The organism is Sulfitobacter sp. W074 (assembly GCF_025142275.1).
Taxonomy (GTDB): domain Bacteria; phylum Pseudomonadota; class Alphaproteobacteria; order Rhodobacterales; family Rhodobacteraceae; genus Sulfitobacter; species Sulfitobacter profundi.
In genome coordinates this window covers 1,939,278-1,962,838 of the sequence record NZ_CP081130.1, presented here as the reverse complement: position 1 = coordinate 1,962,838, position 23,561 = coordinate 1,939,278, and the positions used below count along the sequence as shown (strand labels likewise).

The 23,561-nt window shown below is 60.5% G+C and carries 26 protein-coding genes; 12 read left to right on the top strand and 14 right to left on the bottom strand.

What is annotated here, in order from left to right; translation table 11 throughout:
• Positions 1 to 185 precede the first annotated feature (185 nt).
• The 6 genes from K3762_RS09685 to K3762_RS09660 all read left to right on the top strand — a co-directional run bounded on the left by K3762_RS09685 (position 186) and on the right by K3762_RS09660 (position 5,447).
• Positions 186 to 875 (top strand): 50S ribosomal protein L21, encoded by a 690-nt coding sequence (locus tag K3762_RS09685; protein WP_067624931.1) that lies wholly within the window; start codon positions 186 to 188, stop codon positions 873 to 875.
• Positions 876 to 887: 12 nt separating this feature from the next.
• A complete protein-coding gene (gene rpmA / locus K3762_RS09680) occupies positions 888 to 1,157 on the top strand; it encodes a 50S ribosomal protein L27 (protein ID WP_007119633.1) in 270 nt (89 codons plus the stop codon).
• Between the two features lie 295 nt (positions 1,158 to 1,452).
• A complete protein-coding gene (locus K3762_RS09675; protein ID WP_132443717.1) occupies positions 1,453 to 1,989 on the top strand; it encodes a GNAT family N-acetyltransferase in 537 nt (178 codons plus the stop codon).
• 30 nt (positions 1,990 to 2,019) lie between these two features.
• A complete protein-coding gene (gene obgE / locus K3762_RS09670) occupies positions 2,020 to 3,054 on the top strand; it encodes a GTPase ObgE (protein ID WP_067936061.1) in 1,035 nt (344 codons plus the stop codon).
• On the top strand, positions 3,042 to 4,148 hold the full coding sequence (gene proB / locus K3762_RS09665) for a glutamate 5-kinase (RefSeq protein WP_260009149.1): 1,107 nt from the start codon (positions 3,042 to 3,044) through the stop codon (positions 4,146 to 4,148). The genes obgE and proB overlap by 13 nt, the downstream gene beginning before the upstream one ends.
• A 33-nt stretch (positions 4,149 to 4,181) precedes the next feature.
• Positions 4,182 to 5,447, top strand: a complete 1,266-nt coding sequence (locus tag K3762_RS09660) for a glutamate-5-semialdehyde dehydrogenase (protein WP_132443388.1) — start codon at positions 4,182 to 4,184, stop codon at positions 5,445 to 5,447.
• Positions 5,448 to 5,450: 3 nt separating this feature from the next.
• Here K3762_RS09660 and K3762_RS09655 read toward each other — a convergent pair whose 3' ends face one another.
• Positions 5,451 to 6,053 (bottom strand): histidine phosphotransferase family protein, encoded by a 603-nt coding sequence (locus K3762_RS09655; protein WP_132443389.1) that lies wholly within the window; start codon positions 6,051 to 6,053, stop codon positions 5,451 to 5,453.
• 29 nt (positions 6,054 to 6,082) lie between these two features.
• Between K3762_RS09655 and K3762_RS09650 the strand changes: the two genes are divergently transcribed.
• The 5 genes from K3762_RS09650 (at position 6,083) to tsf (ending at position 10,013) form a co-directional block, all read left to right on the top strand.
• A complete protein-coding gene (locus K3762_RS09650) occupies positions 6,083 to 6,268 on the top strand; it encodes a DUF3553 domain-containing protein (RefSeq protein ID WP_067262087.1) in 186 nt (61 codons plus the stop codon).
• A gap of 148 nt (positions 6,269 to 6,416) precedes the next feature.
• The gene (locus K3762_RS09645) at positions 6,417 to 7,175 is read left to right on the top strand and encodes a GNAT family N-acetyltransferase (protein WP_132443390.1); all 759 of its coding nucleotides are present in this window, start codon (positions 6,417 to 6,419) and stop codon (positions 7,173 to 7,175) included.
• Positions 7,172 to 8,008 carry a 1-acyl-sn-glycerol-3-phosphate acyltransferase gene (locus K3762_RS09640; RefSeq protein WP_132443391.1) on the top strand — a complete coding sequence of 279 codons (837 nt, stop codon included), beginning with the start codon at positions 7,172 to 7,174 and terminating at the stop codon, positions 8,006 to 8,008. Before K3762_RS09645 ends, K3762_RS09640 begins: the two co-directional genes overlap by 4 nt.
• A 155-nt stretch (positions 8,009 to 8,163) precedes the next feature.
• Positions 8,164 to 9,039, top strand: a complete 876-nt coding sequence (rpsB, locus tag K3762_RS09635; RefSeq protein WP_067629648.1) for a 30S ribosomal protein S2 — start codon at positions 8,164 to 8,166, stop codon at positions 9,037 to 9,039.
• 98 nt (positions 9,040 to 9,137) lie between these two features.
• Positions 9,138 to 10,013, top strand: coding sequence for a translation elongation factor Ts (tsf, locus tag K3762_RS09630; protein WP_120351087.1), 876 nt, complete (start codon positions 9,138 to 9,140; stop codon positions 10,011 to 10,013).
• 307 nt (positions 10,014 to 10,320) lie between these two features.
• On the opposite strand, the gene K3762_RS09625 is transcribed toward tsf, so the two are convergent.
• The 12 genes from K3762_RS09625 to K3762_RS09570 all read right to left on the bottom strand — a co-directional run bounded on the left by K3762_RS09625 (position 10,321) and on the right by K3762_RS09570 (position 21,129).
• A complete protein-coding gene (locus K3762_RS09625; protein WP_120351086.1) occupies positions 10,321 to 11,076 on the bottom strand; it encodes a LuxR family transcriptional regulator in 756 nt (251 codons plus the stop codon).
• Entirely contained in the window at positions 11,076 to 11,513 is a 438-nt protein-coding gene (aroQ, locus tag K3762_RS09620; protein WP_120351085.1) for a type II 3-dehydroquinate dehydratase, read from the bottom strand. The genes K3762_RS09625 and aroQ overlap by 1 nt, the downstream gene beginning before the upstream one ends.
• A 183-nt stretch (positions 11,514 to 11,696) precedes the next feature.
• Complete coding sequence (gene phoB, locus K3762_RS09615; RefSeq protein WP_067936042.1) at positions 11,697 to 12,386, bottom strand: phosphate regulon transcriptional regulator PhoB; 690 nt, start codon at positions 12,384 to 12,386, stop codon at positions 11,697 to 11,699.
• 4 nt (positions 12,387 to 12,390) lie between these two features.
• Positions 12,391 to 13,098 carry a phosphate signaling complex protein PhoU gene (gene phoU / locus K3762_RS09610; protein WP_067628605.1) on the bottom strand — a complete coding sequence of 236 codons (708 nt, stop codon included), beginning with the start codon at positions 13,096 to 13,098 and terminating at the stop codon, positions 12,391 to 12,393.
• 4 nt (positions 13,099 to 13,102) lie between these two features.
• Complete coding sequence (pstB, locus tag K3762_RS09605) at positions 13,103 to 13,900, bottom strand: phosphate ABC transporter ATP-binding protein PstB (protein WP_120351083.1); 798 nt, start codon at positions 13,898 to 13,900, stop codon at positions 13,103 to 13,105.
• A gap of 16 nt (positions 13,901 to 13,916) precedes the next feature.
• Positions 13,917 to 15,272 carry a phosphate ABC transporter permease PstA gene (gene pstA / locus K3762_RS09600; RefSeq protein WP_067628609.1) on the bottom strand — a complete coding sequence of 452 codons (1,356 nt, stop codon included), beginning with the start codon at positions 15,270 to 15,272 and terminating at the stop codon, positions 13,917 to 13,919.
• Complete coding sequence (pstC, locus tag K3762_RS09595) at positions 15,269 to 16,765, bottom strand: phosphate ABC transporter permease subunit PstC (RefSeq protein ID WP_409202453.1); 1,497 nt, start codon at positions 16,763 to 16,765, stop codon at positions 15,269 to 15,271. Before pstC ends, pstA begins: the two co-directional genes overlap by 4 nt.
• Positions 16,766 to 16,836: 71 nt before the next feature.
• Positions 16,837 to 17,877 carry a substrate-binding domain-containing protein gene (locus K3762_RS09590; RefSeq protein ID WP_120351081.1) on the bottom strand — a complete coding sequence of 347 codons (1,041 nt, stop codon included), beginning with the start codon at positions 17,875 to 17,877 and terminating at the stop codon, positions 16,837 to 16,839.
• Positions 17,878 to 18,015: 138 nt separating this feature from the next.
• The gene (locus K3762_RS09585; protein ID WP_132443719.1) at positions 18,016 to 19,068 is read right to left on the bottom strand and encodes a cell wall metabolism sensor histidine kinase WalK; all 1,053 of its coding nucleotides are present in this window, start codon (positions 19,066 to 19,068) and stop codon (positions 18,016 to 18,018) included.
• Between the two features lies 1 nt (position 19,069).
• Positions 19,070 to 19,591 (bottom strand): gamma carbonic anhydrase family protein, encoded by a 522-nt coding sequence (locus K3762_RS09580; protein WP_120351080.1) that lies wholly within the window; start codon positions 19,589 to 19,591, stop codon positions 19,070 to 19,072.
• A complete protein-coding gene (gmk, locus tag K3762_RS09575) occupies positions 19,588 to 20,235 on the bottom strand; it encodes a guanylate kinase (protein ID WP_120351079.1) in 648 nt (215 codons plus the stop codon). Before gmk ends, K3762_RS09580 begins: the two co-directional genes overlap by 4 nt.
• 3 nt (positions 20,236 to 20,238) lie before the next feature.
• Complete coding sequence (locus K3762_RS09570) at positions 20,239 to 21,129, bottom strand: YicC/YloC family endoribonuclease (protein WP_132443394.1); 891 nt, start codon at positions 21,127 to 21,129, stop codon at positions 20,239 to 20,241.
• Positions 21,130 to 21,372: 243 nt separating this feature from the next.
• Between K3762_RS09570 and K3762_RS09565 the strand changes: the two genes are divergently transcribed.
• Positions 21,373 to 22,071 (top strand): PAS domain-containing protein, encoded by a 699-nt coding sequence (locus K3762_RS09565; protein WP_260009131.1) that lies wholly within the window; start codon positions 21,373 to 21,375, stop codon positions 22,069 to 22,071.
• Positions 22,072 to 22,164: 93 nt separating this feature from the next.
• Here K3762_RS09565 and K3762_RS09560 read toward each other — a convergent pair whose 3' ends face one another.
• Positions 22,165 to 23,535 (bottom strand): class II 3-deoxy-7-phosphoheptulonate synthase, encoded by a 1,371-nt coding sequence (locus K3762_RS09560; protein ID WP_260009128.1) that lies wholly within the window; start codon positions 23,533 to 23,535, stop codon positions 22,165 to 22,167.
• Between the last annotated feature and the right edge of the window lie 26 nt (positions 23,536 to 23,561).

The window sequence follows — 23,561 nt, the reverse complement described above, 5'->3', positions numbered from 1 at the left end:
CGAAAACCTACTTGACTTGTCCCGCCATTCCGAAGATAAGCCCGCATCCCGGCGGGTAATCCGTCTTAGGGATTGTTTTTTAATGACGCCCCATGGGCGCGCTGTTCGAGGCGGATCGGCCGGAAAGCCATCCACAAACTCCCAAGCGGGGGCCACAGAACGCGGATGACAGAAAAGGAAGACGCATGTTTGCGGTCATCAAGACAGGCGGCAAGCAATACAAAGTGCAATCCGGCGATATGCTGCGGGTTGAACGTATTGCGGCCAATGCTGGCGAAACAGTCCAGTTCAACGAAGTTCTGATGCTCGGCGGCGACAGCCCCGTGCTCGGCGCGCCTATGGTTAAAGATGCAGGCGTTCAGGCCGAAGTCGTTGACCAGATCAAAGGCGAAAAGGTTATCAACTTCGTCAAGCGCCGCCGGAAGCACTCTTCCAAGCGCACCAAGGGTCACCGTCAGAAACTGACCTTGATCAAGATCACCGATATCCTGTCTTCGGGCGCGGATAAGTCGGGCGTTGCTGCTGCCATCGGCACCGGCTCAGTAAGCGCTGCCGCTGTTGCTGCGATCACCGGCAAGTCCGATGATGCTGCAAAGCCAGCCAAGAGCAAGAAGGCCGCCGCACCTAAGGCGAAAGCCGAAAAAGCCGCGCCGAAGGCCAAGAAAGCCGACGCAGGCACCGACGACCTGAAAGAGCTGAGCGGCGTTGGCCCGGCACTTGAGAAGAAGCTGCACGAAGCGGGGATCACTTCCTTTGCCCAGATCGCAGCATGGACCGAAGCGGATATCGCTGAAGTTGACGAGAAACTGTCTTTCAAAGGCCGTATCCAGCGTGAAGGCTGGGTCGATCAGGCCAAAGAAAAGACCAAAGGCTAAGGAGAGACCGAGATGGCACATAAAAAAGCAGGCGGTTCATCCCGTAACGGGCGCGACTCAGCTGGTCGTCGCCTTGGCGTTAAGAAATATGGCGGCGAAGCCGTTATCCCTGGCAACATCATCGTGCGTCAGCGCGGCACCAAGTTTTGGCCAGCTAACGGCGTTGGCATGGGCAAAGATCACACGATCTTTGCAACCGTCGACGGCGCTGTGACCTTCCACAAAGGTCTGAAAAACCGCACGTTTATTTCGGTTTTGCCACGCGCGGAGGCCGCTGAATAAGCCGTACCCCAAAGGGTTTGAAAAAATCAGGGATCGGCGATACCGCCGGTCCCTTTTCTTTTTCCGGGACATGTCCCATGCGTTTGTTTTTCAGTTCAAGGCTCGACGGCCTGTCAGATCGTTTTACCGTTCTTGGCGGGACAGGGCCGAATTTTGATAAAGTCGTTACATTCGGCAGGGAGGAATATGTCGGATGTATCAACGCCCCGAAGCGCTGTTTGTGCCTCATCGGGGCAGGGGCGGCCAGCTTGGACCAAAGCCCCCAATCCAGTCTGTTCGGAGGAGGAACATGACGATGCAGTTGGAAGCGATTGTGAACCAACCAGTTATTGAGACAGAGCGTTTTGACCTACGCCCGGTGCGCCGGTCGGATATGGGCATGATTGAGATGTATGCCAGCGACCCTCGGGTCGCCAATGCGACATCCTCTATCCCGCATCCGCTGCCGCCGGGCAGTGTCGAAGCCTATGTGACCCGCGCAATGTCGGATGACCGGGAAGAAGACGTCTGGGTCATGGATGGCACCCGCGCGGAGAGTTCCGAGGTCATGGGGGTGATCTCTCTCACCCGGCTCGACCGCAACCAATCCGAAATCGGCTATTGGGTCGCCCCGGCGTTCTGGAACACCCATCTGGCCTCCGACGCGGTGCAGGCTTTGGTGGATGCCAACCCCTTGGGCAATGACGCGCTTTTTGCCTCTGTTTTCCATGACAACCCGGCCTCGGCCAAGGTGCTCACCAACGCAGGGTTTGTCTATCTCGGCGACGCGGAAACCTATTGCTTGGCCCGCGATGCTGCCGTACCCACATGGACCTATAGCTGCAAGCTGTAGCTCCGTTTCCCGCGCCTGAAAGGCAAGACCATGAAGTTTCTCGACCTGTGCAAAGTCTATATCCGATCCGGTGCCGGGGGCGGCGGCTGTGTGTCGTTCCGACGCGAGAAATACATCGAATATGGCGGTCCGGATGGCGGCGATGGCGGCACCGGCGGCTCGGTTTGGGCCGAGGCAGTGGATGGGCTGAACACGCTGATCGATTTTCGCTATCAGCAGCACTTCTTTGCCAAGAACGGGCAGCCCGGCATGGGCAAACAGCGCACCGGCAAGGATGGCGATGACATCATCCTGCGTGTGCCCGTCGGCACGGAGATCCTCGACGAGGATCAAGAAACGGTCATCGCGGACCTGACAGAGCTGGGCCAGCGCGTCCAGCTAGCGCGTGGTGGCAATGGCGGCTGGGGCAACCTGCACTTCAAATCCGCCACCAACCAAGCGCCGCGCCGCTCAAACCCGGGCCAAGAGGGCGTCGACCGTACGCTCTGGCTGCGGCTCAAGCTGATCGCCGATGTGGGGCTTTTGGGTCTGCCGAACGCGGGTAAGTCGACCTTCCTCGCCACGACATCGAACGCGCGGCCAAAGATTGCGGATTACCCTTTCACCACGCTGCACCCGAACCTTGGGGTGGTTGGTGTCGATAACACAGAATTCGTCGTAGCCGATATTCCCGGCCTTATCGAAGGCGCTTCCGAAGGGCGCGGGCTGGGCGATCTGTTCCTCGGCCATGTCGAGCGTTGCGCGGTGTTGCTACACCTGATCGACGGCACGTCCGAGACTGTGGCGGAAGATTACCATACCATCATCGGCGAGCTGGAAGCCTATGGTGGCGATCTGGCGGAAAAGCCGCGCGTCACGGTGTTGAATAAAGTTGATGCGCTGGATGAAGAAGAGCGGGCAAGTCGTTTGAGTGACTTGGAAAAAGCTTGCGGCGGCGAGGTGATGATGATGTCCAGTGTCGCCGGTGAAGGCGTGACCGAAGTGTTGCGGACCCTACGCCAAAACATCGATGACGACCGCCTGCGCTTCCGCACCACCGAGGAAGACACGCCTTGGCAACCCTAAGCACCGCCCGCCGTGTCGTTATCAAGATCGGCTCCGCCCTTTTGGTGGACCGCGACAGCGGTAATTTGCGCCGGGACTGGCTGACCGGATTGGCGCAAGATGTGTTGTGGCTCAAAGGGTTGGGCTGCGACGTTGTACTGGTTTCCTCGGGCTCAATTGCACTTGGACGGGGTGTCTTGGGCCTCCCGCCGACTGTCTTGGCGCTGGAGCAGGCACAGGCGGCGGCGGCTGTCGGGCAAATCCGCCTCGCGCGAGCTTACGAAGAGGTGCTCGCCCCCCATGGCATCACGACCGCGCAGGTCTTGGTCACGCTGGAAGACAGCGCCAACCGTCGCCGATACCTCAACAGCCGCGCCACGCTTGAGCAGTTGCTTTCGCTCGGCGTCGTGCCAATCGTGAATGAGAATGACACGGTCGCGACCGATGAAATCCGCTTTGGCGATAACGACCGTCTCGCGGCGCAGATCGCGGTGACAGTGGGGGCGGACCAGTTGATCTTGCTTTCCGATGTGGATGGGTTCTACAGCGCCAATCCTTCGCAGGATCCCACCGCGCAACGCTATGAGGTGATCGACAGCATCACGCCCGAGATTGAGGCGATGGCGGGCGATGCCGGGTCGGGTTTGTCCAAAGGTGGCATGAAGACCAAACTGATGGCCGCGCGCACGGCGACCGCGGCAGGCTGCGCGATGGCGATCACCGATGGTTTCGTCTCGCGCCCGCTCACTGCGCTTGAAGGTGGGGCGAATGCCACGTGGTTCAGCGCGCAGAGCGATCCGCAGGCCGCGCGCAAACGTTGGATCGCCGCGATGAAACCGCGCGGGGCGGTCACTGTGGACGCCGGCGCGGTCGCGGCCCTGGCGCGGGGCACATCGCTGTTACCCGCGGGGGTGACGGCTGTCGAAGGCCGTTTTGAGCGCGGTGACAGCATCGCCATGTACGACCCGGCGGGGCATGCCGTGGGCCATGGTCTCAGCCGCTATTCCGCCGAAGAGATCGGGCAGATCAAGGGCCACAAAAGCGCAGAGATCGAGGCCCTGCTGGGCTATCCCGGGCGGGCGGCCTTGATTCATCGGGACGACATGGCGCTCTAGGCGCGCGCAAGATTAAGACAGGGGCATAAGGCTATGAGTGACATCGAAAATATCTCTGAATTGATGGCCGATATTGGGGCCCGCGCCCGCGCCGCAGCAGCGCGTCTGGCAAGCGCCACGGCAGAGCGTAAACATGCCGCATTGATCAGCGCCGCCGACGCCGTTTGGAAGAACCGGGCCGAGATCATCGCCGCCAATGCGCAGGATCTCGACTTTGGTCGCGATAAGGGACTGTCGGATGCGATGATGGACCGGCTGATGCTGGACGAAGACCGCATTCGCAGCATGGTCGACGGGCTGCGCTCGGTCGCGGAACAGGCCGACCCAGTGGGAGAGATCATCGCCGAATGGGACCAGCCTTCGGGGCTAAACATCCAGCGTGTTCGGACCCCGCTTGGCGTGATCGGCGTGATCTATGAATCGCGTCCGAATGTAACGGCAGACGCGGGGGCGCTTTGCCTCAAGGCCGGTAACGCGGTGATCCTGCGCGGCGGGTCTGAAAGCTTTCATTCTTCCCGCGCCATCCACGCCTGCCTGCAACAGGGGTTGCGGGATGCGGGCATGCCCGAGGATGCGGTGCAACTGGTGCCCACACGCGACCGGGCGGCGGTGCGTGAAATGCTAACCATGACCGATACCATCGACGTGATCGTGCCGCGGGGCGGCAAGGGGCTTGTTGGGTTGGTACAGCGTGAGGCGCGCGTGCCGGTCTTTGCCCATCTTGAAGGGATCGTGCATATCTATATCGACGCCGAGGCCGACCCTGAGAAAGCGCTTAAAGTGGTGCTGAACGCCAAGACACGGCGCACGGGCATCTGTGGCGCGGCGGAGTGTTTGCTGATCCACGAGGGTATCGCCAAGACCATAGGCAAAGGTGTGATCCGGGCCTTGATCGATGCCGGTGTCGAAGTGCGCGCTGATGCGGCACTGCAGGATATCCCCGGCACGGTTCCGGCGAGCGAGACGGATTGGGGGCAAGAGTACCTCGACATGATCGTGGCGGCGCGCGTCGTGCCCGATGTCCAGGCCGCCATGGCCCATATTCGCCAGTACGGGTCGGGCCATACGGACTGCATCCTGACCGAGAACACTGAGACAGCGACGGAATTCTTCAGCGGGTTGGACTCGGCGATTCTGATGCACAACGCCTCCACTCAATTCGCGGATGGGGGAGAGTTTGGCATGGGTGCGGAGATCGGCATCGCGACGGGCAAACTGCACGCCCGCGGCCCCGTCGGTGCGGCGCAGTTGACGAGCTTTAAGTACCTCGTTCGGGGCGCGGGAACGGTGCGCGGCTGACCCTTAGAAAGACAGGGTGAGGACCGTGTCAGCGCTGTCTACTGTGATTTCTTTCCCCTGCGCTTGGGCCAAAATGGGCAAGAGCGCGAATTGGACCTGTGCAGGTTGTAGCGACTGGTCTGGATTCGGCTGAGACAATAGCGCCCAAAGTGCGGGGTCTATCGCGATCTTGTCGGCTTCGGCATGCAGACGCCATTGGCCAGCCTCTACGGTAATGGTGATCCGCCCGCCATGGTGCAAAGCCGTCTCCATACAAAGCAGCGACAGGAACGCCAATCGCACGCAGTTGCGCGATTGGGGGCTTGTGATCTGCCAGTCAATCTCAACCCGTGAGGCGGTATAGAGATCGCGCAGGATCGATGTCACTTCATTCTGGCCCATGGTCTGATCGCCAGCGGCCCCGAAAGCGATGCGGAAAAACCGGATACGGGCCGAGGCGCTTTCGACACTTTGGCCGATCAGGGCAAGCTCTGGCCCCGGTGCGGCCCCGGTGCCAGCCATTTCAAGCAGTTCAAGCCCGTTGTTGATGGCGCCGATTGGCGATATTAAGTCGTGGCAGATGCGGCTGCCGATCAGCGCGGGCAGGTCGATGTTAAATTGGTCCATGGTGGCCCCTTAGGATGATTGGAAACGGCATGGATGATCTGAACGCGCTGCTGACGCCGGGCATGCTGGTCATGCACCCGCAGCATCCCGAATGGGGCACGGGCCAAGTGCAAAGCAACATCGGCGGCAAGGTGACGGTCAACTTTCGTGACCAGGGTAAGGTGGTCATAGATAGCTTTCGTTTGGAATTAATGCCGGTCTTTGATGAGGGATGACCCTTTCCAAATCCTTAATGGTGGAAGAAATTTTCTTTGAAGCAACCAGAGGGAGAGTAACCGGTTTTCGCTTTCCTTGCAACTGTTGCGCCTTGCCAGCCGATTGCCTATCAGGCGAAGACTTTCATTTCGGGCATAGGATTGGCCGATGCCGCGGGGCGTTGCAGCAGATTTTCAAGTCAGACTGGCGCAGACGGACGCTGATGTGCAGGCCGCGCAGCGGCTCCGCTATGATGTCTTTGTGCAAGAGCTGGGCGGCGGCGGGCCGATGGTCGATCACACCGCCGGGCTGGAGCAAGACCGGTTCGACCCCTACTTTGATCATCTGCTTTTGACTGATCTGCGCAATGGCAAGCTTGCGGGCGTTTACCGGGTGATGCGCGGGGATATGGCCGCGCGGGCAGGCGGGTTCTATTCAGAGACGGAATACGATCTGACACCGCTGAAGAATTCGGGACGTAAACTATTGGAATTGGGGCGGTCTTGCCTTGATCCTGCCTATCGCGGTGGCACGGCGATGCACCACCTTTGGGCCGCGCTCGGGCGCTATGTGGCCGAGCATGAGATCGAGGTTCTGTTCGGCGTGGCAAGTTTTCACGGCACCGATACGGCCGCCTTGGCCGAACCGCTTTCGCTGTTGCATCATCGGCACTTGGCGCCCGCAGACCTGCGCGTGCGCGCCCGTGAAATCACACCGATGGACCTGATCCCTGAGGCCGAGCTTGACCGGCGCAAAGCCATGCTGGCCGTGCCGAGCCTGATCAAAGCCTATCTCCGGCTGGGCGGCACCGTGGGCGAGGGGGCCTATATCGACCGTGCCTTTAACACCACGGATGTCTGCCTGATCCTAGACACGAAACAAATGAGCGCGCGTCAGGCGCGGTTCTATGGCGGAGGCGCAGGATGACCACGACTTGGGACAGTGACCAGCCACCGCCCAAGCGGCACCTGACCCTTGGGGGGATGTTGCGCGTGGCGCTGCGCGGTGTGCTCTTGGCGCTTTTGGTCTTTGGCGGGCTGGTGGTCTTGCTGCTGTTGCGGCTGATCGAGCGGCCAATTTTCGGCCTGCACCGGCCCATTACGCCCCATATCACGCAAATGGTATGCCGAGCCGCTTTCTGGGTGCTTGGCATGCGCTTTGTCAGGCGGGGCACCCCGATGGAGCGGCGCGGCGCGGTGGTGGCCAACCATACGTCGTGGCTGGATATTTTCGCGCTGAACGCGGCCAAACGGATCTATTTCGTCTCCAAATCCGAAGTCGCGGGCTGGCCCGGCATCGGCTGGTTGGCGCGGGCGACGGGGACGGTCTTTATCCGCCGCGACCGGGCCGAGGCGCGCAGCCAGACAGAGGTTTTTCGGACGCGGCTGTTGGCGGGGCATAAGCTGCTGTTCTTCCCCGAGGGCACCAGCACCGACGGGCTGCAAGTGCTTCCCTTCAAAACAACGCTTTTTGAGGCTTTTTTCGACCCGGCCTTGCGTGACGAGATCGCGGTTCAGCCGGTGAGTGTGATCTACCATGCGCCTCAGGGCGAAGACCCGCGGTTTTATGGATGGTGGGGGGATATGTCATTTGGGGCGCATCTGCTGACGACACTGGCCGCGCGAAAACAGGGTGCGGTCGAGGTGGTCTATCACCCGCCGCTTCCGGTAGCCGATTTCGCGGGGCGCAAGGCGCTGGCGCAACATTGCGAGGCGATCGTGCGGGCAGGGCATGCCGATCCCCGGTCGGGCCTGCAATAAGCCCCTTGCGCTGCGGCGCGCGCTGGCATATATGCGCACCACTTGAACCCGCAGTCGGGGTTGGGCCTTTTGGGGAGAAATCCCAAAACGTCCGCCGGTTGGCAGCATGAAGCTGTCATACCCCCGATGAGGCTAAACCGGAAAGGTATAAAGACATGGCTCTTCCTGAGTTCTCCATGCGCCAACTGCTTGAAGCAGGCGTACACTTTGGTCACCAGACACAGCGCTGGAACCCCCGCATGGGCCCGTACATCTACGGCGCACGCAACGGCATCCACATCATGGACCTCACGCAAACAGTTCCTATGCTGGACGATGCGCTGAAAGTGATCCGTGACACCGTCGCCAAAGGCGGCAGCGTTCTCTTCGTTGGCACCAAGCGTCAGGCTGCTCAGCCGATCGCCGAAGCCGCAGAGAAATGCGCACAGTATTACATGAACCACCGTTGGCTCGGCGGCACGCTGACCAACTGGCAGACCGTTTCGCAGTCGATCAACCGTCTGAAAAACATCGATGAACAGTCCGAGCGCGGCTTTGAAGGCCTGACCAAGAAAGAGCGTCTTGGTATGGAGCGTGACCAGTACAAACTGGAAGCATCGCTGGGCGGCATCCGCGAAATGGGCGGCCGTCCTGACCTGCTTTTCGTCATCGACGTGAAAAAAGAAGCACTGGCCATCGCCGAAGCCAACAAACTGGGCATCCCAGTTGTGGCCGTGGTTGACACCAACTGCTCGCCCGACGGCGTTGACTACATCATCCCCGGCAACGACGACGCGGCCCGCGCCATCTCGCTTTACTGCGATCTGGCATCGCGCGCTGCTCTCGACGGCATGTCCGCTCAGCTGGGTGCGGCAGGCGTTGATCTGGGCGCCATGGAAGAAGCCCCCGAAGAGGAAGCCGTAAGCGAAGAAAGCACCGGCGTCGAAATCGGCAACGCATCCGAAGAGACCGTGCATGACGATGCCATGGGCAAAGACGCGCCGCTGGACATCGAATCCAAGAAAGAGACCGTCGCAAAAGCCGAAGGCTAAGCGTCACGGACCTGAAACACGGGGCAGGGTAACCTGCCCCGATTTCCACCAGTAGCGGGCCTTGGGCCTGCACCCGATTTCCAAAGGAGAACCAAGAGATGGCAATCACAGCATCCATGGTCAAGGAACTGCGCGACAGCACCGGCGCAGGCATGATGGACGCCAAAAAGGCACTGACAGAAAGCAACGGCGACATGGAAGCCGCCGTTGACTGGCTGCGCACCAAAGGTCTTGCCAAAGCGGCGAAGAAATCCGGCCGTACCGCAGCCGAAGGTCTTGTGGCTGTCAAGGTTGAAGGCAGCCGCGGTGTCGCGGTTGAGGTGAACTCCGAAACCGACTTCGTTGGCAAGAACGCCGAGTTCCAGTCCATGGTCAGCAACATCGCCGATGCAGCGCTGAAAGTGGACGATGTCGAAGCGCTGAAAGCGGCTGAGATCAATGGCAAATCCGTTGAAACCACGCTGACCGACGCCATCGCCAAAATCGGCGAGAACATGTCCCTGCGCCGCATGCAGAGCATCGAAGGCGAGACCGTTGTCTCTTACGTGCACAACGCAGCCGCGCCCGGCATGGGCAAGATCGGTGTTCTGGTCGCCATGAACGGTGGCAACGAAGAACTGGGCAAGCAGATCGCGATGCACATCGCCGCTGTGAACCCTGCATCGCTGTCCGAAGCTGATCTGGACCCAGCCGTGGTCGAGAAAGAAAAGCAAGTTCAGATGGACATCGCCCGTGAGAGCGGCAAGCCCGAAGCCGTGATCGAGAAAATGATCACCGGCCGGATGCAGAAGTACATGTCTGAAGTGACGCTGGTGAACCAGTCCTTCGTTGTGAACCCTGACTTGACCGTCGGCAAAGCTGCCGAAGAAGCGGGCGCGACCATCACCGGTTTCGTGCGTCTGGAAGTTGGCGAAGGCATCGAGGTCATCAAAGAAGACTTCGCAGCAGAAGTGGCAAAAGCCGCGAAAGGCTAAGCCTTTTCGTCATGCTGAATATGGGGCGGCGCATTCCAATGCGCCGCCCTTTTTCGTTGGAGGGATACGCATGGCGGCGCTGCCAATGCGCAGCGCGGGGGCCGTGAACGAAGAGTATCTGGGGATGGGTAGGGATCCGGTCAGCCAGGTGAAAAATAAACCTGACTGAAACCGGCGGACCAAAAAGCGCCTTGGTATTACAAGGATTTAGAGCCCGTCGTACCGTTGGTGCGAACACCCGCGATACTGGCGGACCATGGCCATCTACTACCTGAGGTGCCAGTAAGGTATTCCATACCCTAATATATTACGGATCCATCACAAACATCTGGTTCGCAAAAGCGGCCTTCAGCACCGCCTGAGCTGTCGTCTCAACCGACAGCGCCTCTCGGGCGAGGCGAAGGTGTTTTTCGACGGTGGGGGCTGTCAGACCCATCAACAGGGCGATGTCCTGCGTTGTTTTGCCATCTCCGACCCATTGCAGCACCTCCAACTGGCGCCGCGTGAGGCTACGGTTGGGGCTGCTATAGGGCAGGGACAGGATTTTTAGGTGTGCGATTTCATTCATCAACTGAATGTCGGCGCCATGCTCGTCCCAGATTGCATCGACCTCGTCTTGGGTCAGGCCACGCCGTGCCGTCAAGGCGATCGCGCCTTTGGACCGTGCCGAGATGGACCGGAAACTGATCGTGTAGCCCGCGGTCACCTCCATCCGCGCGTTGAAATCAACCACCCGTTTCTCGGACTCCGACAGGTCATCGCCATGCGTGATCTCGGGCAGGGCGCCCCAGCTACAAGCGCCTTCGTTGTTCAGCGCCCATCTGAGCATAGGCGCGTTGAAGTACAGCCCGCTATGAAGATAGCCGTTAAGATACTCCGGGCTTTGATTGCTCAGAATAACAAAATCCGCCGGATCCCCCAGCGATGTCGGCGTTCGGTAGCGCGTAAACCCGTAGATCAGCCGGTCAAACCCATAGTCAGCCATCTGTCGTGTATGGGCATCCCAGAGTTCTTCGATTGTCGGGCTATGCGCGATTTGATGAAGATAATCGCGCAAATTCATTAGCTTACAATGCAACGTTGAAGGGCTTGGATGGCCAAAACATAGCCGTGTACACCGAAACCGCAGATTTGTCCGATGGCCACAGGGGCGATGTAGGACCTATGGCGAAAGCTCTCACGGGCATGGATATTACTCAAATGCACTTCGACCACAGGGAGTTCGACCGAGGCAATGGCATCCATCAGCGCGATCGACGTATGCGTATAGGCGCCAGCATTCAGAATGATACCAGCATGTTGGCCACGGGCTTCATGGATCAAATCGATCAACGCGCCTTCGTGATTGGACTGCGCAAATTGCATCTCCAATTCCAGGCGCGCAGTTTCCGCCGCGCAGAGAGCCTCAACATCCGCCAAGGTCGTCTTGCCATAGACCTCAGGCTGTCGCGTGCCCAACAGGTTCAGGTTCGGGCCGTTCAAAATAAGTACAGAGGCCATAATCACTCGCTTTAAAACATCTAGATAGTGTTAGCGGAGCGAAACTGGCGCTGTCCAGCGTCAGGTGGCATTGAGGTGCTACTGTGGCGAGAAGATCGCAACAACAGGGCCAATACCGTAATATGTAAAACTCATAATCAGTATTATGTAAATAAATCGCGTCCTAAGGGTGAACCGAATGCCTTAGCCCAAGGCGTAGCCCGCGCCCCGTACGGTACGGATTGGATCACCACCGCCTTCACGGGTTAACGCCTTGCGCAGTCGTGCAATGTGAACGTCCACAGTGCGCGTGTCGACATAGATATCGCGGCCCCAAACGTGGTCGAGCAACTGGTCGCGGCTGAAGACACGGCCGGGTTTCTCAAGCAGCGTCGTCAGCAGCCGGTACTCTGTCGGCCCCAGTTTCAGTTCATTGCCCGCACGGCTTACGCGGTGGCGTTCTGGATCAAGCTGGATGTCATCGAAGCTGAGCAGCGCGCCTGCGGCTGCTGGTCGCGTGCGCCGCAACTGCGTACGAACCCGCGCCATGAGTTCGCGCAGATTATACGGCTTGATCACATAGTCATCCGCGCCGGTCTCAAGGCCCCGCACGGTGTCCACTTCCTCGGATCGCGCCGAGAGCATGATGACCGGGATATGCCGGGTGCTCTCTCGCGACTTCAACTGGCGGCAGACTTCGATGCCGCTCATCAAGGGCATCATCCAATCGAGGATCACCAGATCAGGTGCGGCCTCTGACACCAGCAACATGGCTTCTTCACCATCCTCGGCGCGCCGCACCTCAAAGCCTTCGGCTTCGAGGTTATAGGCCAAAACCTCACGTTGCGCGGGTTCGTCTTCTACCAGCAAAACCTGTGGCCGGGTCACGTCCATGGTTTCAGTCCTTCGTGGTGATCGAGGTGCGGTCGGCCTTGGGCCGGTCGTCCTCAGGCGTCTCACCGGTCACCAGATAGACGACCTGTTCGGCGATGGCGGTCACATGGTCACCCATACGCTCGACGTTTTTGGCGATGAAATGCAGGTGCATGCAGGCGGTGATGCTGCGCGGGTCTTCCATCATGAAGGTCAGGAATTCGCGGAACAGCGCATTATACATCTGGTCGACATCTTCGTCGCGGGTGATCACGTCACGCGCAAGATCGGCGTCGCGCTGGATATAGGCATCAAGCGCGTCTTTCAGCATCGCCTCAACTGCGCCGGCCATGCGGCGGATCGCACCGGTGCTGTCGCTGACTGGCTCCATCTGGTTCAGCACGCTGCTGCGCTTGGCCATGTTTTTCGCATAGTCGCCAATACGTTCGAGGTTGGCGCTAATCTTGATGACACTCAATGTCAGCCGCAGGTCAATCGCCGTGGGCGCGCGCAAAGCGATGACGCGGGCGGCGCTTTCGTTGATCTGCTCTTCCAGCCCGTCGATGGCCTTGTCCCCTGCCCGCACCTCATTGGCGAGCTCTTCGTCGCGGGTTTCAAGTGACTGGGCACCGCGGCGGATGGCGTCTTCGACCAAGCCGCCCATTTTGAGGATCTGGGCCTGAACCGCTTCCAGATCGCGGTCGAATGCTGATGCAATGTGTTGATCTGACATGATATTATCCAATACGGCCGGTGATGTAGCTTTCGGTGCGCGGGTCTTGGGGGCGCGTGAAGATGTCGTCGGTGTCGCCAAATTCCACAAGGTTGCCGAGGTGGAAGAAGGCGGTTTTCTGGCTCACTCGCGCGGCCTGTTGCATGGAGTGTGTGACGATCACGACGGAGTAGTTCTGACGCAATTCGTCAATCAATTCCTCGACTTGCGCGGTGGCAATTGGGTCGAGCGCGGAGCATGGTTCGTCCATCAAAAGTACTTCTGGCTCCGTGGCCACGGCGCGGGCAATGCAGAGGCGTTGCTGTTGTCCACCCGACAGGCCGGTGCCCGGCGCGTGCAGACGGTCTTTCACCTCGTTCCAGATTGCCCCACGGCGCAGCGCTTGCTCGACGATATCGTCCAGATCTGCCTTGTTGCGCGCCAGCCCGTGGATGCGCGGGCCATAGGCGACATTGTCATAGATCGACTTGGGGAACGGGTTCGGCTTTTGGAACACCATGCCCACCTTGGCGCGCAGCTGCACCGGATCGACGCGCTTGTCATAGATGTCTTCGCCGTCGATACGGATGTCACCGGTCACGCGGGCCGCATCAATTGTGTCGTTCATCCTGTTGATACAGCGCAGAAAAGTCGACTTGCCGCAGCCCGAGGGCCCGATAAAGGCGGTCACGGTTTTGTCGTTGATGTCGATGTCCACGTCGCGAATGGCGTGGCTGTCACCGTAGTAGACCTGCACATTGCGGGCCGCGATCTTGACGGGTTGGGTTGTCACGTCACTCTCCGAATATCTGTTGTCTTTCATGGGTCCCGTCCTTTGTTTACCAGCGTCGCTCAAAGCGGCGGCGCAGCAGCACGGCAATGGCATTCATCGAGATCAGGAACACCAGCAAGATGATGATACCGCCCCAAGCGCGTTCATAGAAGGCCGGGTCGGCGCGTTTGGCCCATTCGTAAATCTGGGCCGGCATGGCGGAGTTCGGGGACATCAGCCCTTCGGCGATGCTTTCCGGTGGGTTGGAGGCGATGAAGCCGACCATGCCGATCAGCAGCAAAGGTGCCGTTTCGCCAAGGGCTTGCGCCAGCCCGATGATGGTGCCGGTCAGAATACCTGGCGCGGCCAAGGGCAGCACATGGTGAAAGACCGATTGCATCTTCGAGGCCCCTACCCCAAGCGCCGCATCACGGATCGACGGCGGCACGGATTTCAGCGAAGCGCGGGTCGAGATGATGATCGTCGGCAGGGTCATCAGTGTCAGCACCAGACCACCGACCAAGGGGGCGGAGTTCGGCAGGTGCATATAGTTGATAAATACCGCAAGGCCGAGGATGCCAAAGACGATCGACGGCACCGCAGCGAGGTTGCTGATGTTCACCTCAATGATGTCGGTGATCCAGTTCTTGGGGGCGAATTCTTCGAGGTAAATCGAGGCCGCAACACCGATGGGCAGCGCCAGCACCAGCACCACCAGCATCATGGCAAAGGAACCGATCATCGACACCCCCATGCCCGCCGCTTCGGGCCGCGCGTCAGAGGCGTCGGCGCCCGTGATGAAGTCGAGGTTAAAGCGCTTTTCGAGGCTGCCGTCAGCAATCAAAACATCTACAAAATCAAGCTGTTCGGCGCTGATGTTCTTGTCATTGGCGATGCTTTCGCGAGTCACACGGCCCTTGAGGTAGCCATCGACGCGGCTGTTGGTCAGGAACTCGAACTCGGCTGCGGTCCCGATCAACTCTGGGTTCGCCAGAACATGATCGCGAAGCTGTGCAGCGGCGTCTTTCGACAGGATGTCAGCCATGTCTTTCGACTTGAGATCAGTCTCGATCCCCGCCGCTTCGACCTTGTTTTCAAAGGCCGCTTTCAGCAAAGGCGAATAGCCGAAGGTCGAGACCTTTTTAATGTCTTCCAGATCACGGTTGCCGTTCTTGTCGAGCTTGTCCTCCAGAAGTGGCACGGAAAGCGTCACATAGGTCTGCTGGAACGCGCCGGTACCGCGGGAGATGATGGTGAAAAGCAGCGTCAGCAGCATCAGTAGGCCGATGACGATGGCAATGATCCCATAGAGCTTGAAACGGCCCTCGGCGGCGTTGCGGCGTTTGGTCCGCCCGTCTTGCACCAGCAGGGACGCACCGCGCGGGTCTGCAAAAGGGGCTGCGGGGTTGGGGATATCGCTCATTCGTACTGCTCCCGGTATTTACGCACGATGTAGAGGGCCAGCACGTTCAGGCCCAAGGTCAGGACGAAGAGGGTCAGGCCAAGGGCAAAGGCCACCAGCGTTTCTGGGCTGGCGAAATCGCTGTCCCCGGTCAACTGGCTAACGATGCGGGTGGTGATGGTGGTCATGGCTTCCAGCGGATTGGCCGAGATGCGGGCGATGGCCCCTGCCCCCAGCACGACGATCATCGTCTCACCGATGGCACGGCTGGCGGCCAGCAAAACGGCCCCGACGATGCCCGGCAAAGCGGCGGGGATCACGACCTGACGGATTGTCTCGGACTGCGTGGCACCCAAGCCGAAGGAGCCGTCGCGTAGCGACTGGGGCACCGCGTTGATGATGTCGTCCGACAGGGAGGAGACGAAAGGGATCAGCATGATGCCCATGACCAAACCAGCGGTCAGGACCGAGGTCGCGCCAGACATCCAGTCAACGCCCAGCAGCCCCGCATCCCCCCGGCCAAAGACCTGCACAAGGAACGGCCCAACTGTCAGCAGCGCGAAGAGACCGTAAACGATGGTGGGGATACCAGCGAGGATCTCCAGCAGCGGCTTGGCTGTGGCGCGCAATTTGGGACCGGCATATTCACTTAGGTAAATCGCGGCGAAGAGCCCGATGGGCACAGCCACCAGCAGCGCAATGAAAGAGATATAGAGCGTCCCCCAAAGCAGCGGCAGGATCGACAGGTCACTGTCCCCGCGGAAATTCGGCGCCCACGACGAGCCGAAGAAGAAATCGGTCCACGGATGCAGATTAAAGAAGTTGATCGTCTCGAACAGCATCGACAGCACAATGCCCACGGTGGTGAGGATCGCGAGGGAGGCCGCAAGGATCAGCAGCGCTTTGATGCCACCCTCGACCCGGTTACGGGCGCGGAATTCGGCATCGGTTTCGCGCAGCACCAGAAAAAGCGCGATCAAGGCGATGAGAGCGACGACAATGTTACGCCAGAAATTGCCCGTGGCCGTCATCTCGCGGTAGGCCTGCGCGGCGGCGAGGACTTCGGGGCTGATCTCGGCCCCGATGGCGACGCCGCGTTCGGCCAGCCATGCGCGCAGATCGTCCGCGGCAGATAGGTCCGTTGCGTCGCCCGCGCTGAGAGCGCCGGCAGAAACCGCCGCATCCAGCCCATCGGCCAACCGGCGTACATCGCTCATGATCAGGTTAACGGAAGACCCTTCGGGCACAGCCTCGGCAGGGATCATGTCGACCACCGAAGATTGCACCAGCATCGGCTGCACCAGCAGCCAGAGGCCCAGAACCAAAAGCGCGGGCACCGCCACGCTCATCACCGCGTTATAGCCGTAATAGCTTGGCAGCGAATGCAGATTGCGGCTGTCGCCTTGGGCAGAGGCCAAAGCCCGCCGCCGCGCAAGAAAGTAGCCGCCCAGTGCCAAAGCCGCGATCAGGATGACCAGCGGCAGCACCGCGCCTGTTGTCAGTATTTGTCCCACATGTCCCCCGGTGGATCAAAAAGCGAAAAACCGGGGGCAGTTGCCCGCCCCCGGCGTCGTTTAGGTTTGGTTTAGGAACCGCTGCCCATGACGGTCTCGTCGGCAACCACGGACTGGGTGTCGGCCAGCTCGGGGTCGGACACCAGACCGTATTCGGCCAGCGGGCCGTCGGGGCCAGCAACTTCGTCCGCGACGAAGAACTCAGCGTATTCTTTCAGACCGGGGATCACGCCGATGTGGGCTTTCTTGACGTAGAAGAACAGCGGGCGCGACACGGGGTAGTCACCCGAGGCGATGCTCTCGGTGGTTGGCTCAACGCCGCCCATGGTGGCAACCTGCAGCTTGTCGGTGTTGTTCTCATAGAAGGCCAGACCAAAGACGCCGATGCCGTCTTGGTTGCTTTCGATGCGTGCCAGCGTTTCGGTGTAGTCGCCGTCGATGTCGACGGATTTACCATCGGTGCGCAGGCTGATGCACTCTTTCTCGGCGGCTTTCTTGTCGCCGTCCGCCGCTTCGAGGAAGGCCTCAAAATCGCCGGTTTCTTCGCAACCCGCGAGGATCACCTTGTCTTCGAACACTTCGCGCGTGCCGTGCTTGGTGCCGGGAACGAAGGCTTGGATCGGCTGGGCGGGGAAATCGGGGTTGACCTGATCCCAAGTTGTGTAGGGGTTTTCAGTCACTTCGCCGTCTACGACAACCTTGGCGCTCAGGGCTTTGTACCAATCGACCGGCGTGAACTCAAAAGTTTCGCCGTTGATGTCGGAGGCAAAGACGATGCCATCATAGCCAACGCGCACTTCGATGATGTCGGTCACGCCGTTTTCGGCACAGGCCGCCACTTCGGCTTCTTTGATCTGGCGCGAGGCGTTGGCCACGTCGATGGTGTTCTCGCCCACGCCTTCGCAGAAACGCTTGAGGCCAGCCGAAGAGCCGCCCGATTCCACGACCGGTGTCGGGAAGTCAAAGTTTTCGCCGAAGGCTTCGGCGACGATGGAGGCATAGGGCAGCACGGTCGAGGAACCGGCAACCTGTACTTGGTCACGCGCGGCAGCGGCAGTTGCGGATACGGCGGCAATCGCCAGGGCGGAAGTGGTGAGTTTTGCGAGTGACATGATATCTCCTGTCAGATGCGAATTGGTGACCACCCCATGGTGATCTGCGCCCCGTCTATGAAGGCGGTGCTGTGCTTTTGTGACAGCAACGTTACAGTTTCATGACAGTCGGCCTGAATCACCAAATTTCTGCAAAATTTAGTCAGATTCCGTTTTCATCGGCAAAATCACGCGGAATTCGGCCCCTTGGCCGGGGGTGCTGGTCACCTTAAGCCGCCCGCGGTGGCGATTCATGATGTGTTTGACGATGGCCAGACCCAACCCTGTCCCCCCAAGCGCGCGGCTGCGGTGACTGTCGACGCGGTAAAACCGTTCGGTCAGGCGCGGCAGGTGAATTGCATCAATGCCGGGGCCGTGGTCGCGCACGCTGACATAGATCGCCGGGCCGCGCATCGCCGGGTCATGGGCCGTGCTTTTAACCGAGATCTCGACCCTGTTGTCGCGCCCGCCGTATTTAATCGCGTTCTCGATAAGATTGGTAAAGACCTGCACCAATTGGTCCGCATCCCCCAGCACAAGCGCCGGGGCATCGCCCAATGTCGGCGCCAATGTCACGTTGCTATCCACCGCCAGCGGGGCGAGGTTGCGCAGGGTGCCGCGCAGCACATCGCGCAGGTCAATCGGCACTTCCGGGCGCACGCGCTCTTCGGCCTCGACCCGGCTGAGCGACAAAAGCTCGCCCACCAGTCGGTTCATCCGCTCGGCTTCCTGCGCCATGATCCCCAGAAAACGCTCGCGCGCCGCCGTGTCATCACGCGCCGGGCCTTGCAGCGTTTCGATAAATCCGATGAGCGCGGTCAGCGGGGTGCGCAACTCGTGGCTGACATTGGCCACGAAATCGCGGCGCATTTGCCCGGCCTGCGCCATCTCCGTCACATCGTTGAAGCTGAGCAGGACAATCCCATGCGCCCCCACCGGGCGCAGGCTGACGTCATAGGTGGTGCCGTGTTCGCCGCCAATGCTGGTGAAACGCGCTTGGCAGGGGCCCGCCCCCGAAAGACACCGCTCCACCGCTTCGACCAGCCCCGGCTGGCGCAGCGCGGTGACAAAGTGGCGGCCCAGTAGCCCCTTGCCCAGCAAATCTTCGGCGGGGGCGTTCAGAACGGTGATCCGCTCTTCGGCGTTGATGGCCACGCTTGGCAGCGGCAGCGCCGCCACCACATCGGCAAGGGTCACGGCGGTGTTGCCCATGTCAGAGCGGTTCAAGATCGCGACGGAAGCGCGCGGCGTTTTCGGCATAGTGTTTGGCGCTGGCGGTCAACTGTTGGATCGCCTGTGCATCGAGTTCGCGCACCACTTTGCCCGGCACACCCATAACGAGCGACCCATCGGGGATCACCTTGTTTTCGGTAATCAACGCCCCTGCCCCGATCAGGCAGTTCTTGCCAATCTTGGCCCCATTCAGCACCGTGGCCCCCATGCCGATCAAGCTGTTGTCGCCGATGGTGCAGCCGTGCAGCATGACTTTGTGGCCGATGGTGCAATCCTCGCCCACGGTCAGCGGATAGCCCATATCGGTGTGAAAGACGCAGTTCTCTTGCACGTTGCTGCCGCGGCCCACGGTGATCATCTCATTGTCGCCGCGCAGGGTGCTGCCGAACCAGACAGAGGCGTCAGGCCCGAGTGTGACTTTGCCGATCACATTGGCATCCGGCGCGACCCAAGCATCGGGAGAGACATCGGGGCGGGCATCAGCAAGGGCGTAAAGGGTCATTTCAACTCCTCAAATTCAGATTGCAGACGGCGGACATGGTCCTTGATCGCGGGCTGTTGGCTCAGCCGCAGCCGCGCGGCGGTGATGATGGATTTCAGCCGTGCCTCGGTCTGATCAAGGTCGTCATTCACCAGCACGAAGTCATAGCCATCCCAGTGGCTGATCTCGTCCCAGCTTTTGCCCATGCGTTTGGCAATGGTCTCGGCATCGTCCTGCCCACGGCTTTCCAAACGGCGTTTCAATTCGGTGATCGAGGGCGGCAGCAGGAAGATCGACAGCGTGTGGGTGTTTAGATCCGAGTTGCGGATCTGCTGTGCGCCCTGCCAGTCGATGTCAAAGAGGATATCTTGCCCCTGATCGATCGCCGCCTGCACGGGCGCCTTGGGCGAGCCATAGAAATTGCCGAAGACATGGGCATGTTCCAGCATCTCGCCCTCGGCCACGGCCTGACGGAAGTGCTCCTCGCCGACGAAGCGGTAATCGGTGCCGTCCTCCTCGCCCGGACGGGGGGCGCGGGTGGTGGCGGAAACCGAGAAGTTGATCGTCGGATCCCATGCGCGCAGGGCGCGGGCCATGGTCGATTTGCCCGCCCCAGAGGGGGAACTGAGAATGATCAGAAGGCCGCGTCGGCTTGGGTTGGTCACGTCTTACTCCACATTTTGCACTTGTTCGCGCATTTGGTCGATCACCGCCTTCAGGGCCAGACCGACAGTCGTTAATTCCGTGCTCTGCGCCTTGGAGCAGAGCGTGTTGGCTTCGCGGTTGAACTCCTGCATCAGGAAATCCAGCTTGCGCCCCACCGGCCCGCCCTGCCCGATCAGCGCGCGGGCGGCGGCGACATGGGCGGCGAGGCGGTCAATCTCTTCGGTGACATCGGCTTTGACCGCGATCAAGGCCAGTTCCTGCGCCACCCGGTCGGCATCCGCGCCTTCGCTGTTGTCGAGCACCCTTGCGAGGTTGCGGTGCAGGTTGGCGGCGCTGTCTTCGCGGCGCGCCTCGGCCAAAGCGGCGGCTTCGGCGGCAAGGTTTTCGACCTCGGTCAATTGCGCTTGCATGACCGTGGCCAGCGCCGCGCCTTCCTGCTCACGCATGGCGTTGAAGTCGCGCAGCAAGGCGGGCATTTCCGACAGCAAAGCGTCGCGCAGCGCGTCGATGTCCTGTGCCTGCTCGGCCTGTTCCAGCACGCCGCGCATGGTGAGAATGTCGCTTGCCCGCGAGGGCGCGAGCGACACACCGGCATCCATCGCGCGGGCCTCAATCTCATGCAGGGCGGTCAGCAGCGTGTCGACATGCGCCGCGTTGACCTGCAAGCTGCCGTCGCTCTCAGCCGAGGATATGCGCAGGTTGCAGGTGATATTGCCCCGCGCCACCTGAGCCGTCACCTGCTTGCGCAGGGCGACCTCCAGCCCGTCGACCCAATCGGGCACACGCAGCCGCAGGTCGAGCCCTTTGCCATTGACCGCGCGCAGTTCCCAAGACCAGCTCCAGCCTTCCAAAGTGCCTGAGGCAGAGGCGAAACCTGTCATGGACCTGATCATCGGTGCGTTCCTTGCAAGGGCGGTCATGTCCTGCCTTACGGCGAAACCCCCGCGAGGGGCAAGCCCCCGGCCCCGATGGACCGGCTGATCCCAAGGCAATGTCGTTAACCACTTCGTTGAAAGCGGGACGAATTCTCTTTCGGGGTGCGGTATTAATGATTTGGTAATGTTTTCGGCCACAGTGTGCCGCTGTCGTTTCAAAAACGGCAGCTGTATTGGCCAGGTCCTTATGGGTGAGTTTTAATGGGCAATACAGGCCACACCGCGCAGAATGTTGTCGCCATGTCAGATCATCGGACGCATGTTGGCTATGGCCCGCTGGCGCAGGTCGAAGCCTATTGGGAAGCCTTGCGTGGCAACAGATTGATGCCGCGGCGGTCCGATATCGACCCGCGCGGAATAGAGGCCGCGCTGGAATACGCCTTTATCCTTGAACGTGTCGCGGTGGGTGTTGGGCGGTTGCGTATCGCGGGCGGCCATCTGCGCGATCTCATGGGGATGGAGGTGCGCGGCATGCCAATCACCGCCTTTTTCGGCACGCAATCGCGTCCCCGCGTCAGCGAGGCGCTGGAAGAGGTTTTTCAACTGCCCGGTCAAACCACCCTGCATCTCAGCGCGGCTGCCTCCTATGGGCGACCGGCTTTGACGGGGCGCATGCTGCTTTTGCCGCTTAAAAGCGATCTGGGCGATGTCAGCCGGGTGCTGGGCTGTCTGGTCGTACGAGGCGAGGTCGGCCAAACCCCGCGGCGTTTCGATCTGGCGCAGGCGACGCGGCGCAGCGGCATTGGCGGTGCGACCAGAGCGTTGCGCTATGCCGCTCCGTTGCAACAATCAACTTTGCCAAGGGAAACCGGATTTGCAGAGGGAAAAGCCAGCTTCACCAGTGCCACGACGGGAAATCTGCCGCCCTACCTGCGGTTGGTGAAGTCAGAGCAGGAATAGCGCGCAAACCTGCCTTTCGAACGTAAAAAAACGCCGCCCTGCATTATGCGGGGCGGCGTCAATCTCATCGTGGGTCGGCCAAGGCCGCGTCTGTTACCCAGCTGCCCGCGCTGTCTGTGCCGTGCGGCGGTTCGACAGTTCTTCGGCAACCAAGAACGCCAATTCCAGCGATTGGCTGGCGTTAAGGCGCGGGTCGCAGGCGGTGTGGTAGCGGTCCGACAGGTCTTCGTCGCTGACCGCCCGCACACCGCCGGTGCATTCGGTCACGTCTTGGCCGGTCATCTCGAAATGCACACCACCGGGGACAGAGCCTTCGGCGTTATGCACGGCAAAGAACTCATGCACTTCGCGCAGCACGGAATCAAACGGCCGGGTCTTGTAACCGGTCGAGGATTTGATCGTGTTGCCGTGCATCGCGTCACAGGTCCAGACGACGTTCGCGCCCTCTTCCTGAACCGCCTTGATCAAACGCGGCAGGTGATCGCCCACCTGCCCCGCACCAAAGCGCGAGATCAGCGTTAGACGGCCTTCTTCGTTGTCGGGGTTCAGCTTGGCCATCAATTGCTTGAGGTCATCGCTGGTCATCGAGGGGCCGCATTTCAGGCCGATAGGGTTTTGCACACCGCTGGCGAATTCCACATGCGCGCCGTCGGGCTGCCGCGTGCGGTCACCGATCCAGATCATATGGCCCGAACCTGCCAGCCACTTGCCGGTCTGGCTGTCGCGACGGCATAGTGCCTCTTCATACTCCAGCAACAGCGCCTCGTGGCTGGTGTAGAATTCCACTGATTGCAAGGTATGCGCGGTTTCGGCGGTCACGCCAGCGGCGGCCATGAAATCCAGGGTGTCAGAGATGCGGTTCGCGATCTCGCGGTATTTCTCGGCCTTTTCGTCGTCGGTGAAGCCCAGCGTCCAGCCGTGCACCTGATGCACATCCGCATAGCCCCCGGTCGAGAAGGCGCGCAGCAGGTTCAGCGTGGCGGCGGCCTGTGTGTAGGCGCGCAGCATCTTTTGCGGGTCCGGAATGCGGGCCGCTTCGCTAAAGGCAAGATCGTTGATGATATCACCGCGGTAGCTGGGCAGTTCCACTCCATCCACCACTTCGGTCGGGGCCGAGCGCGGCTTGGCGAATTGACCGGCCATGCGGCCCAGTTTGATCACCGGCACTTTGGCACCGTGGGTCAGCACGATGGCCATCTGCAACATCACTTTGAATGTGTCGCGAATGGCGTCCGAGCTGAACTGCTCAAAGCTCTCCGCGCAATCGCCGCCCTGCAAGAGGAAGGCTTCGCCACGGCCAGCGGCGGCCAGATGTTTTTTCAGTCGGCGTGCTTCGCCCGCAAAAACGAGGACCGGATAGCGTGCCAGCTGTGCCTCAACCGCTTGCAATGCGGCTTGGTCAGGGTAATCGGGCATCTGGACGCGCGGTTTGCTGCGCCAGCTCGAGGTGCTCCAGTCTGTCATCTTTCTACTCCGCTCCACAGCGCCGA